Origin of the sequence: Enterococcus wangshanyuanii, assembly GCF_002197645.1 — a bacterium.
Taxonomy (GTDB): Bacteria; Bacillota; Bacilli; order Lactobacillales; family Enterococcaceae; genus Enterococcus_L; species Enterococcus_L wangshanyuanii.
Genome location: NZ_CP021874.1, coordinates 833,366 through 847,617, shown reverse-complemented (window position 1 = coordinate 847,617; position 14,252 = coordinate 833,366). Strand labels below are relative to the sequence as shown.

At 38.2% G+C, this 14,252-nt stretch carries 13 protein-coding genes; all 13 read left to right on the top strand.

The genetic code is table 11. The annotated features are described in order from the left end of the window. Positions 1 to 8 precede the first annotated feature (8 nt). Positions 9 to 971 carry a 6-phosphofructokinase gene (gene pfkA, locus CC204_RS03950; protein WP_088268921.1) on the top strand — a complete coding sequence of 321 codons (963 nt, stop codon included), beginning with the start codon at positions 9 to 11 and terminating at the stop codon, positions 969 to 971. Positions 972 to 1,051: 80 nt separating this feature from the next. Continuing rightward, the gene (gene pyk / locus CC204_RS03945; protein WP_088268920.1) at positions 1,052 to 2,809 is read left to right on the top strand and encodes a pyruvate kinase; all 1,758 of its coding nucleotides are present in this window, start codon (positions 1,052 to 1,054) and stop codon (positions 2,807 to 2,809) included. 185 nt (positions 2,810 to 2,994) lie between these two features. Beyond that, positions 2,995 to 4,014 (top strand): alcohol dehydrogenase AdhP, encoded by a 1,020-nt coding sequence (gene adhP / locus CC204_RS03940; protein WP_088268919.1) that lies wholly within the window; start codon positions 2,995 to 2,997, stop codon positions 4,012 to 4,014. 718 nt (positions 4,015 to 4,732) lie between these two features. After that, a complete protein-coding gene (locus CC204_RS03930) occupies positions 4,733 to 4,888 on the top strand; it encodes a hypothetical protein (RefSeq protein ID WP_227011229.1) in 156 nt (51 codons plus the stop codon). Positions 4,889 to 5,112: 224 nt separating this feature from the next. Beyond that, positions 5,113 to 5,415 (top strand): Fpa/YlaN family protein, encoded by a 303-nt coding sequence (locus CC204_RS03925; RefSeq protein WP_087640257.1) that lies wholly within the window; start codon positions 5,113 to 5,115, stop codon positions 5,413 to 5,415. A gap of 3 nt (positions 5,416 to 5,418) precedes the next feature. After that, positions 5,419 to 6,612 (top strand): FtsW/RodA/SpoVE family cell cycle protein, encoded by a 1,194-nt coding sequence (locus CC204_RS03920; protein ID WP_088268916.1) that lies wholly within the window; start codon positions 5,419 to 5,421, stop codon positions 6,610 to 6,612. 71 nt (positions 6,613 to 6,683) lie between these two features. Next, entirely contained in the window at positions 6,684 to 10,112 is a 3,429-nt protein-coding gene (locus tag CC204_RS03915) for a pyruvate carboxylase (protein WP_088268915.1), read from the top strand. A 19-nt stretch (positions 10,113 to 10,131) separates the two neighbouring features. Continuing rightward, entirely contained in the window at positions 10,132 to 11,256 is a 1,125-nt protein-coding gene (locus tag CC204_RS03910) for a CAP-associated domain-containing protein (protein ID WP_088268914.1), read from the top strand. A 2-nt stretch (positions 11,257 to 11,258) separates the two neighbouring features. Next, positions 11,259 to 11,690, top strand: a complete 432-nt coding sequence (locus tag CC204_RS03905; protein WP_088268913.1) for a YlbF/YmcA family competence regulator — start codon at positions 11,259 to 11,261, stop codon at positions 11,688 to 11,690. Beyond that, entirely contained in the window at positions 11,680 to 12,030 is a 351-nt protein-coding gene (locus CC204_RS03900; RefSeq protein WP_088268912.1) for a YlbG family protein, read from the top strand. The genes CC204_RS03905 and CC204_RS03900 overlap by 11 nt, the downstream gene beginning before the upstream one ends. A 109-nt stretch (positions 12,031 to 12,139) precedes the next feature. Continuing rightward, positions 12,140 to 12,685, top strand: a complete 546-nt coding sequence (gene rsmD / locus CC204_RS03895; RefSeq protein WP_088268911.1) for a 16S rRNA (guanine(966)-N(2))-methyltransferase RsmD — start codon at positions 12,140 to 12,142, stop codon at positions 12,683 to 12,685. A 10-nt stretch (positions 12,686 to 12,695) separates the two neighbouring features. Continuing rightward, positions 12,696 to 13,196, top strand: coding sequence for a pantetheine-phosphate adenylyltransferase (gene coaD, locus CC204_RS03890; protein ID WP_088268910.1), 501 nt, complete (start codon positions 12,696 to 12,698; stop codon positions 13,194 to 13,196). Further along, positions 13,189 to 14,250, top strand: a complete 1,062-nt coding sequence (locus CC204_RS03885; RefSeq protein WP_088268909.1) for a SepM family pheromone-processing serine protease — start codon at positions 13,189 to 13,191, stop codon at positions 14,248 to 14,250. The genes coaD and CC204_RS03885 overlap by 8 nt, the downstream gene beginning before the upstream one ends. Positions 14,251 to 14,252 lie beyond the last annotated feature (2 nt).

Genomic DNA, 14,252 nt, shown 5'->3' with positions numbered 1-14,252 from the left:
AAGAACGAATGAAACGTATCGGTATTTTAACCAGTGGGGGAGACGCCCCAGGAATGAACGCTGCGATTCGTGCAGTGGTACGTAAAGGGATTTATGACGGAATCGAAGTTTATGGGATCAACTACGGTTTTGCAGGCTTAGTGGCTGGTGATATCCGCCGTTTGGATATTGCAGATGTTGGCGATAAAATTCAACGTGGAGGAACATTCCTTTACTCTGCCCGCTATCCAGAATTTGCAACAGAAGAAGGACAGTTAAAAGGAATCGAACAATTGAAAAAATTCGGTATTGAAGGTTTAGTTGTTATCGGTGGTGACGGTTCGTATCATGGTGCTATGGCATTGACAAAACGCGGATTCCCTGCTGTTGGAATTCCAGGTACGATCGATAATGATATTCCTGGGACTGATTTTACGATTGGGTTTGATACAGCGATCAATACTGTATTGGAATCGATCGACCGCATTCGTGATACCGCTACATCTCACGTACGTACATTCGTGATCGAAGTAATGGGCCGCGGAGCAGGAGATATCGCTTTATGGTCTGGTGTTGCCGGCGGTGCGGATGAAATCATCATCCCTGAACATGATTTTGATATGGTCAATGTGGCTAAACGAATCAGAGAAGGCCGTGATCGCGGGAAGAAACATTGCTTGATCATTCTAGCAGAAGGCGTAATGGGCGGTAATGAATTTGCAGATAAGCTATCTGAGCATGGCGATTTCCATACTCGTGTGTCTATTTTAGGACATGTGGTTCGTGGTGGTTCTCCAAGTGCGCGTGATCGTGTATTAGCAAGCAAGTTTGGTTCATATGCAGTGGAATTATTGAAAGCCGGCAAGGGCGGACAATGCATCGGAATGTTGGATAATCAAGTCGTTTCAGCTGATATCGTTGATACACTTGAAAATCATAAACATAAACCTGACTTATCACTTTATGATTTAAATCAAGAGATTTCTTTTTAATCATTATTTTAAAGAAACCTTGAGGAAAATAGATAAATCTTCATAATGTATAAACAAAATTGGAATAGGAGCGTTTGGTAATGAAAAAAACGAAAATCGTATGTACGATCGGACCAGCTAGTGAATCTGTTGATATGCTGGTAAACTTAATGAATGCAGGGATGAATGTTTGCCGTTTGAACTTCTCGCATGGTGACTTTGAAGAACATGGCAACCGCATCAAAAACATTCGTGAGGCTGCTAAGATCACTGGCAAACGTGTTGCGATCTTGCTTGACACAAAAGGTCCTGAGATTCGTACGAACGAAATGGAAAATGGCGCGATCACTCTAAAAACAGGTGATACTGTCCGTCTTTCTATGACAGAAGTTTTAGGAACAAACGAAAAATTTTCAATTACTTATCCAGAATTAATCAATGATGTAAACGTCGGCTCACATATCCTTTTAGATGATGGCTTGATCGATTTGGAAGTAACAGATATCGACCGCTCAGCAAACGAAATCGTTACATTAGTTAAAAACGAAGGCGTACTAAAAAATAAAAAAGGTGTGAACGTACCTGGTGTTTCTGTAAATCTTCCAGGGATCACTGATAAAGATGCTGCAGACATCCGTTTTGGTATCGAACAAGGCGTTGACTTTATCGCTGCAAGTTTCGTTCGTCGTGCAACAGACGTTCTAGAAATTACAAAAATTTTAGAAGAAGAAAATGCAACTCATATCCAAATCATTCCTAAAATCGAAAACCAAGAAGGAATCGACAACATCGATGAGATCCTAAAAGTTTCTGATGGTTTAATGGTTGCCCGTGGAGATATGGGTGTTGAAATCCCAACAGAAGATGTTCCTGTTGTTCAAAAAGAATTGATCAAAAAATGTAACGCTTTAGGTAAACCAGTTATTACTGCAACACAAATGTTGGATTCTATGCAACGTAATCCTCGTCCAACTCGTGCAGAAGCAAACGACGTTGCCAATGCTATTTATGATGGAACAGATGCAGTAATGCTTTCTGGTGAAACAGCGGCTGGGGATTATCCTTTGGAAGCAGTTCAAACAATGGCTCGCATCGCAGTTCGTACGGAAGAAGCATTGATCAACCAAGATTCATTTGCATTAAAACTATACAGCAAAACAGATATGACAGAAGCAATCGGCCAATCTGTTGGACATACTGCGCGTAACTTAGGTATTCAAACGATCGTTGCAGCGACAGAATCAGGTCATACAGCACGTATGATTTCTAAATACCGTCCGAAAGCACATATCGTTGCGATTACATTTACTGAACAAAAAGCACGTAGTTTATCATTATCTTGGGGTGTTTACGCAACTGTTGCAGAAAAACCAGCAAGTACTGATGAAATGTTCAGCTTAGCAACACATGTTTCTCAAGACGAAGGCTTTGCAAGTGAAGGCGATTTAATCATCATCACTGCAGGTGTTCCAGTCGGTGAAAAAGGTACAACAAACTTAATGAAGATCCAAATGATCGGATCAAAATTAGTTCAAGGTCAAGGAATCGGCGAAGATTCAGTTATTGCTAAAGCAGTAGTTGCAAATACAGCTGAAGAAGCAGTAGCTAATGCAGTTGAAGGTTCTGTATTAGTCGTGAAAACGACTGATAAAGACTATATGCCTGCAATCGATAAAGCAATTGCTCTTGTTGTTGAAGAAGGCGGTTTGACGTCTCATGCAGCAGTAGTGGCTATCGCAAAAGACATTCCAGTTATCGTTGGTGCAGCTGATGCAACAAACCTTATCCAAAATGATGAATTGATCACAGTTGACCCTCGTCGCGGAATCGTTTATCGTGGTGCAACAACAGCAATCTAAAAACTAAAGCATACAATTATAAAAAGGAAAATGAATCGTGCAAAATGATTCATTTTCCTTTTTCTTTATTTAGTTTGAACAAAATTTCAAAATTAATGAACAATTTTACCATTCGTCTTTTAAAATGATTTCATACATGGTAAAATGTAAACATTACCATTAATAATAAATGTAGGAGTGATTGTGTGAAGGCAGCTGTTGTTACAAAAGAAAGTAATGGAAAAGTAGAAATCAAGGAAGTAGAATTAAGACCGCTTGAAGCAGGTGAAGCTTTGGTGGATGTTGAATATTGTGGTGTTTGCCATACAGATTTACACGTCGCTCATGGTGATTTTGGCGAAGTACCGGGACGTGTCATTGGTCATGAAGGAATCGGGATCGTAAAGGAAGTCGCTTCAGGTGTCGATAACTTAAAAGTTGGTGACCGTGTCAGTATTGCTTGGTTCTTTGAAGGATGCGGTACGTGTGAGTATTGTATTACCGGCCGTGAAACATTTTGTCGTCAAGTGAAAAATGCTGGTTTTTCAGTTGATGGTGCAATGGCAGAACAATGTATCGTGAAAGCAGATTATGCAGTAAAGGTTCCGGAAGGCTTAGATCCAGCTCAAGCGAGTAGTATTTCTTGTGCAGGAGTTACTTGTTATAAAGCAATAAAAGTATCAGAAGTGAAGCCAGGACAATGGGTCGCTATTTATGGAATCGGTGGTTTGGGAAATCTAGCTATTCAGTATGCAAAAAATGTCTTTAACGCTAAAGTAATTGCAATCGATATCAACGATGACAAATTAGAATTTGCAAAAGAGCTAGGTGCGGATTTAGTATGTAATCCGCTAAAAGATGGAGATGCGGGTGAGTGGATCCAAGCTAAAATCGGTGGCGCACATGCGGCAGTCGTGACAGCTGTTTCCAAAGTTGCATTCAATCAAGCTGTAAACTCAGTTCGAGCAGCTGGAAAAGTTGTTGCAGTTGGACTTCCACCGGAAACGATGGACTTAGAGATCGTAAAAACTGTTTTAGATGGGATTCAAATTGTAGGATCATTAGTTGGAACTCGTAAAGATCTTGAAGAAGCCTTCCAATTTGGTGCGGAAGGAAAAGTTGTTCCTGTTGTAGAAACACGCTGTTTACATGAAGTAAATGATATCTTTGAAGAAATGGAACAAGGGAAAATCAAAGGAAGAATGGTTGTTGACATGAAAAAATAGCATTATTTAAATGAAGATAATGTATGTTTTATTAGAGATTCTCAAAAGTTAGAGCGAACGTTTCTAGCTTCTGAGAATCTCTTTGTATAAACGTTTAAATGATTAAAGAGCTATAGTGTCTTTGATGGCTTCTTAAAATAGATTCTGTTAGTATAAGTAGAAAGAATTTAAAAATATGGTGTTTCAAGGGAGGCGATGATCTGTTCATTCGCTTGAAAGAGGACGGGAGGTTGAAGAGATCGACTGATTCATAAAAGTAGCCTTCGAAACGCTCAAACTGAAAGACGGTGAGGACCAGAATTTTGTAAGACGTCTATGACAGAGTCCTTATTATTACCTCAATTTGAGTATATTGTTGAGTTTGCTGGCGAAATCATAGGTCTGTTCAAGCTTACAAGACTTCATTTCGAAAACGACCAAGAAGAAAGCAAATTACTGCTTTTAGCTCCTTTGTCAGTAAGGTTAGATCAAAGAAATCTGAGATGGGTGTCAAACTCTTGGAAACTGTTTAAGCTGCAGCTAAAGATGAAGGAGAGCCTGTTATCGTTTTTGTTGGAGATCCTGCTTATTATAAACGTTATGGTTACCAGCAAACGAGTGACTTTGGTTGCTTTTTGGAACCAGAGCTTCCAGAAAAATGCATGTAAGTGATTGGTCACAATCAGGTGGGAAGAATTTTATTCCATCGTAGTAAATGAATTGTTTAGGAGGAATTATAATGAAAGATAGTGCGAAAGCGGGTATCTCCTTTGGCTGTGCATTAGCGATGGTCATTTCTTATGTGAATTGGCATAGCATCATTTGGGCAGTATTTCACGGGCTTTTAAGTTGGATTTATGTAATCTATTATGTAATCGTTTATGGATTGAACTAACATTTTTGAAGAAACTCATTGATTATTTTAGCAGTTTTGATATGTTTACTAGAGCAAACAATGTTTTTTGAGCTTAGAAAAAGAAAGAAAAAAATGAGATTTTTTTCATTCGAGTTTGCTAAAAATTAAAAAAATGGTTAAACAAATGATTTTCAGAAAATTTCTGTTAATAATCAGCTAAATTATGCTATAATTACATAATTAAGATGGGAGGTTTAGTGCACATGGAATCCATTTCAAAAGAGTTCGCGATTCAGCTGTTAAATGATGATGCACAAAGGATCATGATGCTGATCCGTAATCAAAAAAATAGTTTATGTATTTCCCAATGTAAGGCTTTTGAAGAAGTCGTTGATACGCAAATGTATGGTTTTTCTCGTCAGGTGACTTATGCGATTCGTCTTGGCATTTTGAGTTCGACCCAAGGACACCAGTTATTAAGTGATTTAGAGAAAGAACTTAATCAATTATATAGTGATGTTTATGAGGAAACACAAGAAAAAAAAGAGATTGGCAAGGAGGTCTAAACTTTGCCAAACAAGATAAAAAAGCGGCACCTGTTAGATTATAGTATTTTGATTCCATATCTGGTTCTTAGTGCAGTAGGCTTGATAATGGTCTATAGTTCAACTTCTTCACTATTAGTCACAAAAGGACAAGCGCCCACTAGTATGGTGATTTCTCAACTGCAGTTTTGGGTTTTAAGCTTAGTGGCAATGTTTTTTATTTATAAAATGAAAACGGCTGTTTTTCAAAATAAAGGCTTTATTATGTTGGCGATCACTGTTATTTCTGTTTTGCTATTAGCAGTTAAGTTTACTCCATTAGGAAAGACGATCAATGGTGCATCTGGTTGGCTATATTTAGGCGGTTTTTCTATGCAGCCTGCTGAATACTTGAAAATCATGATTATTTGGTATTTAGCTTATATCCTTGGCAGAAGACAGAAGTATATCGATAAAGAGTTTAAAAAAGCTGTGTTCAGACCAATGCTTTTAGTTGGTTTTTTGATTGCCCTTGTAGCTATTCAACCCGATTTAGGGAATGCTGCGATTTTAACGCTGATAGCAATCATTATGATTTTGGCTTGCGGTGTGAATTACATGTATACTTACGTGGTTGGAGGAGCAGGGATTCTAGGAAGTATTTTTATTATTGAAGCTTTGATTTTAAGTAAAGGTGCTTTTATTCCTGCAAAATACCAATATGTTTACAAACGTTTTGCGATTTTTTTAAATCCATTTACGGATGAGCGTAATGCAGGACATCAATTGGCGAATTCATACTATGCCATCAACAACGGCGGTTGGTTCGGTAAAGGATTAGGCAATAGCATACAGAAAAAAGGCTTTTTACCGGAAGCCCATTCGGACTTTATTTTTGCGATCACAATTGAAGAGTTAGGTTTACTAGTATCACTGATTATTTTAGCCCTATTGATGTTTATGATAGCGCGGATTATTTTAGTTGGTGTTCGTTCGAAGAAACCATTTAATTCTTTAATGTGTATTGGTATCGGTTCGATGTTATTATTACAAGTTTTCATTAATTTAGGCGGAATTACAGGTGTGATTCCATTAACTGGGATCACCTTCCCATTTCTCAGCCATGGTGGAAATAGTCTATTGATCATTTCTATTGCGATTGCTTTCGTGTTGAATATCAGTGCGGATGAGAAAAAACAAAAAATGACCCAAGAATACCAACTATTTGGGAATCAATAAAAATGAAGGCAGTTAAATAGAATCTAACTTATAAAGGATATTTAGCTGAATAAAAAGGTAGGAGTGAAGGAATGAAAAAAGTTTTAGTAGCAAATCGTGGAGAAATTGCAATCAGAATTTTTAGGGCCTGTACAGAGATGCACATCGGGACAGTGGCAATCTATGCAGCAGAAGATGAATATTCAGTACATCGTTTTAAAGCTGACGAAGCTTATTTGGTTGGTAAAGGGAAAAAACCAATTGAAGCCTACCTTGATATGGAAGATATCATTCGCATTGCGAAAAAAGCTGGAGCAGATGCGATCCATCCTGGCTATGGTTTTCTTTCAGAAAATCTAGAATTTGCTCGTCGTTGTAAAGAAGAAGGATTGATTTTCGTAGGTCCTTCGTTACATCATTTAGACATATTTGGAGATAAGATCAAAGCGAAAGAAGCAGCAGTTGCAGCAGGTATTGCTTCGATTCCGGGTTCGGATGGTCCTGTTCAAACTGTTGAGGCAGTGTTAGAGTTTGGTCGGACACACGACTTTCCGATCATGATCAAAGCAGCATTAGGCGGCGGTGGTCGTGGGATGCGTGTGGCTCATGATGAAAAAGAGGCGAGAGAAGGTTATGATCGGGCCAAAAGTGAAGCTAAAGCGGCATTTGGCTCAGATGAAGTTTATGTAGAAAAATATATCTCTAATCCTAAACATATAGAAGTCCAAATTCTCGGCGACAGCCATGGCAATGTCATTCACTTATTTGAGCGTGATTGTTCTGTTCAGCGTCGTCATCAGAAAGTAGTCGAAGTTGCACCGTGTATTTCGATGAATGAAGAACAACGATTGAAAATCTGTGATGCTGCTGTTCAATTGATGCAGCATGTCGGTTATATCAATGCAGGTACGGTTGAATTCCTAGTTGAAGGGGATCAATTTTACTTCATCGAGGTCAATCCTCGTGTTCAGGTAGAACATACGATTACAGAAATGATCACGGATATCGATATCGTCGTTTCGCAATTACAAATCGCTCAAGGGCTCGATTTGCATAAGGATATGAAAATTCCACAGCAAAAAGATATCACATTGAACGGGGCAGCGATCCAATGTCGAATCACTACAGAGGATCCGTTGAATCAATTTATGCCTGATACAGGTAAAATCGATACGTATCGTTCACCAGGTGGTTTTGGTGTTCGTTTAGACGTGGGGAATGCATACTCTGGTGCAGTGGTGACACCTTACTTTGACTCACTTTTAGTAAAAGTTTGTACCCATGGTTTTACCTTCGATAAAGCGATTCAAAAAATGGAGCGTTGCTTGCGTGAATTTAGAATACGCGGAGTCAAAACAAATATCCCGTTCCTGCATAAAGTTATCGGCCATCCTGAATTTCAATCGGGTGAAGCGAAGACGACTTTCATCGATAATACGCCACAATTATTTGAATTTCCTAAGTTGAGAGACCGTGGAAATAAAACCATGAAATACATTGGTGAAGTAACAGTCAATGGTTTTCCTGGTGTAGAAAAATCTACGAAGAAATACTTTGATGCACCGCGTATTCCAGCTGATTTAGAATTACGAGAAAACTATGTGACTGCGAAAAATATCTTAGATGCAAAAGGCGCTTCTGGTGTGATCGATTGGATCAAGGCTCAGGAAAATGTATTATTAACAGATACAACCTTCCGTGATGCTCATCAAAGTTTACTAGCGACTCGTGTAAGAACACAGGATTTTAAAGAAATTGCTCGTCTGACAGGAGAAGGTTTGCCTGAATTATTCTCAAGTGAGATGTGGGGTGGCGCGACATTTGACGTTGCTTATCGTTTCTTAAATGAAGATCCGTGGCAAAGACTTCGCAAGATTCGTAAATTAATGCCGAACACATTACTGCAGATGCTCTTTAGAGGGTCGAATGCAGTGGGGTATCAAAACTATCCAGATAATGTGATCGAAGAGTTTATCAAAGAATCTGCAAGACAGGGAATTGATGTTTTCCGTATTTTTGATAGCTTGAACTGGCTTCCGCAAATGGAAAAAAGTATTCAGGCAGTTAGAGATACTGGGAAAATCGCCGAAGCAGCTATTTGCTATACCGGTGATATCAATGATCCTTCTAGAGCAAAATACAATGTTGAATACTATAAAAATATGACGAAAGAGCTTGAACAAATGGGCGCTCATATCATTGCGATCAAAGATATGGCTGGATTACTAAAACCACAAGCTGCTTACCGTTTGATCAGTGAATTGAAAGCAACTACGGACCTCCCTATTCACTTGCATACCCATGACACGAGTGGGAATGGAATCATCACGTATTCTGCAGCAACAAAAGCTGGAGTGGATATTGTGGATGTTGCGACTAGTGCAATGAGTGGCGCAACAAGTCAACCAAGTATGAGCAGTCTGTATTATGCCTTAGTTAATGGTGAAAGAACACCTGATATCAATATTGATAATACGCAAAAAATCAATCATTATTGGGAAGATGTTCGTATGTATTACAAACCATTCGAAAATGGATTGAACGCACCACAGACGGAAGTATATATGCATGAAATGCCTGGTGGACAATATTCTAATTTGCAACAACAGGCAAAGGCAGTTGGTTTAGGTCATAAATGGGATGACATCAAAAAAATGTATCACACTGTGAACCTTATGTTTGGCGATATCGTCAAAGTAACACCTTCTTCAAAAGTTGTTGGAGACATGGCGCTATTCATGGTTCAAAATGATTTAACAGAAGAGGATATTTTTTCTAATGGAGAAAGTTTGAGCTTCCCTGAATCAGTAGTCACTTTTTTCCAAGGAGACTTAGGTCAACCCGTGGGCGGTTTTCCGAAAGAGCTTCAAAGAATTATTCTAAAAGGTCGTCCGGCATTTACAGAAAGACCAGGAAGCTTAGCAGCACCTGTGAAATTTGATAAAGTTAAGGATGAACTTGCTGAACTGATCGGTTACGAACCTAAAATAGAAGAGATTTTAAGTTACTTGATGTATCCGCAGGTATTTTTAGATTATCGTACGTCATATCAAAACTTTGGAGACGTGACGCTGCTGGATACGCCAACCTTCTTCCAAGGGATTCGTCAAGGTGAATCAGTAGAAGTTCAAATCGAAAAAGGAAAAACATTGATCATTCGTTTAGACGAGGTTGGTGAGCCTGATATTGAAGGAAACCGAGTACTCTTCTTCAACTTGAACGGTCAACGCAGAGAAGTCGTTATAAAAGATACATCCGTTAAATCTGCCGTTCAGGCAAAAAGAAAAGCTGAGCCGACGAACAAAGAACAGATTGGCGCAACGATGTCAGGATCCGTTCTTCAAGTTCTAGTCAAAAAAGGCGATAAAGTCAAAAAAGGTGATGCTTTACTGGTCACTGAAGCGATGAAAATGGAAACAACGATCGAAGCACGCTTTGATGGTGAGGTAGAACATATCTATGTCATCGAAGGAGAAGCAATCAGTTCGGGTGATCTTTTAATAGAAGTTAGCGAAAAATAAGTGAAAAGTGGGGAAAAAGATGAGACGATTTTTAGCTTTCATGGGCGTATTTTTAGTAGTCCTAACGATTGGCTATTTAGAGCCTGTCTTTTTACCTGCTGAAAAACCGAAGCAGGTAGCAGATGATTTTGGGAGACAAAATGTCTCCCACACTGCTTTACCATATGAGGAGCTCCAAACTTCTGGATATGCTGAATATATAGGGAAACCAGTATCAGAGTTTGTTGCTAAATTTGGCGAACCGCTTGAAAAACAAGCATCTGGTATGTCTTATGAGCGATGGGTCTACGGAGAAAAAGACACAGACTATTTAGAAGTAAATGTACAAAATGAAAAAATTTCGATGATCAAAGCGTTCAACGATTCAAAAGAATTAGTTCCGTTTACGATTGGAATGAAATTGTCAGATGTTTCAGAACGAATGACGATTTATTCAGATTTTGCTTTTACATATAAAGAAACAAACTATAACATAGAGTTGATGGAAGAAGATATGAACTATCGTCCACTGATTGCTTTCGATAATCAATCGTTTGCTATTTTATTTTTCAATCAGGGAGACAGTGAGCTTGCAGCAGTCGTTTATCTTGATAAAGAATCTTTATTGACATTGATGCCTTATCAGTTGATCGAAGGAGAAGCACTTCCTTTATTACCTGAAAATCAATTAGCTGGTTTCGATCCGATCAAGAGTCATCAGGTCAGTCGAATGATCAATTTATTAAGAGTTAAAGAAAATCTTGAGACATATGCTATTACAACTGAAAGTCAAAAAAATGCTCAGAAACTTTTTGAGCTTTTACCTAAGCAGCAAAAGAATATTTTTTCCGCCGAACGCTTGGAAAGCTGGCAGTTCAGTAAGGAACAATTGAGCGCGACTGAGACGTTTGTTTTATCCAATGATGAATATCAAAAACTGCTAAAATTAGGACAGTTGGATAAAAAAATTACGACTGGCATGTATACAGAACCAATTTATGATCCGTCATTTACTGTTCTTTCATGGTTTTCTGATTCACTTTATCATTCTCGTTTTGCACACGAAGGAAATGAAAACATTGGCGTTGCATTCTCTAAAGCAAGTATGTTAGTCTTAATACAAGAGACTGAAAAAGAAATATCTCAGACAGAGGATAGTGAATAAATATGATCATTACAGAAAAACTTTTTGAAATAGAAGATCAAGTAGAGAATCTTGTCAATGCGATTTTGGCAAGTGACAGTATTACTTTATATAAAAAAAATCGAGAAGCAATGTATACGTCACAGGATATCATGGAGAAGCAAAAGGCTTTTTTGAGTGCCAAAGAATCATTTGAACGAATCGAACCATATGGAAATCATGCACCGGATTTTAGAACAAAGCAGCGTGCTGTTCGACAGGCAAAAAGAGCATTAGACATGAGTGAAGAAGTTGCAGAGTTTCGTTTTTCTGAGACAGAAGTACAAACTATTTTAGATGTAATTGGACTTTCAGTTGCTAAAACGATTTCTGACGATATCAAGGTGGATGCTGGTAATCCTTTCTTCGAAAAAGGAAAACACTCGGGTTGTGGAGGTAGTTGTCATGCAAGTTAATGAGGAAAAGGAACTAAATATTCAAAAGCGCCGTTGTTTAGTTGTTTGGGTATATAGCCTAAAACAGTTAAGAACATTAAAGCGTTTTGGCTTGATTCACTATGTTTCACGTCGCATGAAGTATGTAGTTATCTATATGAATGAGGAAGATATCGAAGCATCAGAAGTGAAAATCAACGGACTTCATTTTGTACGTAAAGTTGAACGATCATACAGACCAGATGTGGAAATGAACTTCGCAGAAAAAATCGGAACAAAAGCGGCCTATCAATATAAAGAAGAAGAGGGATTCGAAGTAGAAGAACTGAATACCCAAATTCGCTTAGCCGAAAATGTCTAAAAATCAAGATGAAAAATGTGCACGAACGTCAAACATTTTTCATCTTTTTTCTGTATATTTGGTATACTAATAAAGAAATAGTGAAATAAGTAAAGGAGCGTCAAATAATATGCGCGTGATTTCTGGAGAGTACGGCGGACGCCGTTTGAAAGCATTGGATGGCGACAATACACGTCCAACAACTGATAAAGTCAAAGAATCGATATTCAATATGATTGGTCCTTATTTTGATGGAGGTGTAGTGTTGGATCTATATGCTGGAAGTGGTGGGCTGGCAATAGAAGCAGTCTCTAGGGGAATGGATCTAGGGATTTGTATTGAAAAAAATTACGCAGCAATCAAGATTATTCAAGAAAATATTGCTATCACCAAAGAGCAGGAAAAGTTCATCATAAAAAAAATGGATGCAAATAAGGCGATCGATGTTCTCAAAGAAGAACAACGTACATTTGATTTAATCTTATTAGATCCACCTTATGCGAAACAAGAAATCGAAAAGCAGATCGAACGAATGATAGCCTATCAATTATTGAGTGAACAGGCAGTCATCGTCTGTGAAACAGATAAATCAGTGAACCTTCCAGATACTATTGGTCCTTTAGCCAAGTCACGAGAAGTAATCTATGGGATCACCCAAATCACGATTTATAAATAGGAGGTAAATGATGAGTAGAGTTGCACTTTTTCCGGGAAGTTTTGATCCGCTGACGAATGGACATCTAGATTTGATCGAGCGCAGTACGAAGATTTTTGATAAAGTGATCGTCGGCGTTTTTGTAAATACAAACAAAAAGGCATTATTTACTTTAGAAGAAAAGCTCTTTTTGATCAACCAATCGATCGAGCATTTAGAAAATGTAGAAGTTGTTATACAAGAAAGCAAGTTGACTGTGGAGAGTGCGGCAGAACTGGGAGCAAACTTTTTGATTCGCGGCATTAGAAATGTGAAGGATTATGAGTATGAAAAAGATATTGCGATGATGAATCATCATTTAGCTGCTGGTATAGAAACGGTATTTTTACTGGCAGATGAAGCATATGGGCATATCAGTTCCAGTTTATTAAAAGAAGTGCTAACCTTTGGAGGCGATGTTTCTGCTTACCTGCCAAAGCCAGTCAATGAAGCGTTAAATCAAAAGAATCGTGAGTTGAAGATGAATGAATAATGAACAGGAAGAAAGAATATCCATTAAATCGATGTTGCCATTTGTTTTGGTCATATTATTGATCATTGCTATGATTTTTCCGATCCCTTATTATATTGAAGGACCTGGAACAACAGAAAATTTGAAAGATTTTGTATCTGTTGATAATAAAAAAGATACAGAACCTGGAGCATTTTATTTAACGACAGTAGGTGTCCGTAAAGCTACACTACCTTCTCTGATAACTGCTTCATTTTCTGATTTTAAAGAAATAGTCAGTAAAAAAGATCTGATGGGTTCAAGTACCAACAGTGAATACGAGCGGATTCAGCAATATTATATGGACTCGTCAAAAAATGCGGCAATCGAACAAGCTTTAAAGTTAGCTAACATCCCTTACGAAATGGAATTTAAAGGTGTTTATGTACTAGCTATTGAAGACAATTCAAGTTTTAAGGGGAAAATTTCTGTTGGTGATACAGTGACAGGAATCGATGGAAAAACATTTAAAAGCAGTGAAGAATTTGTTACGTATGTCAAACAACAAAAGGTTGGACAAGCAGTCACTGTTAGCTATCTACAAGATGGAAAAGCGAAAGAGGCAACTGGGAAGCTGATTGAATTGCCGACTGACAAAAAAGCTGGGATCGGTATCGGTTTAACAGACCATACAGAAATCGATTCATCGATTCCTGTTGAAATCGACTCAGGAGATATTGGCGGACCATCCGCCGGTTTGATGTTTACACTAGAAACGTATGAACAACTAACACAAAAGGGGATACGCAAAGGCTATAAAATTGCTGGAACTGGTACGATCAATACAGAAGGCGTCGTTGGAAGAATCGGCGGGATTGATAAAAAGGTAGTCACCGCCAGCAAAAATAAAACGGATATTTTTTTTGCACCTGATGATGAGATCACAAAAGAAATGAAAAAAGCGGATCCGGGAATCAAGACAAATTATGAAGAAGCTAAAGCGGCCGCTAAAAAAATCGGGACATCAATGAAGATCGTTCCTGTAAAAAATGTTCAAGATGCGTTAGATTATCTTGAAAAGTTGAAAGAAAAATAATA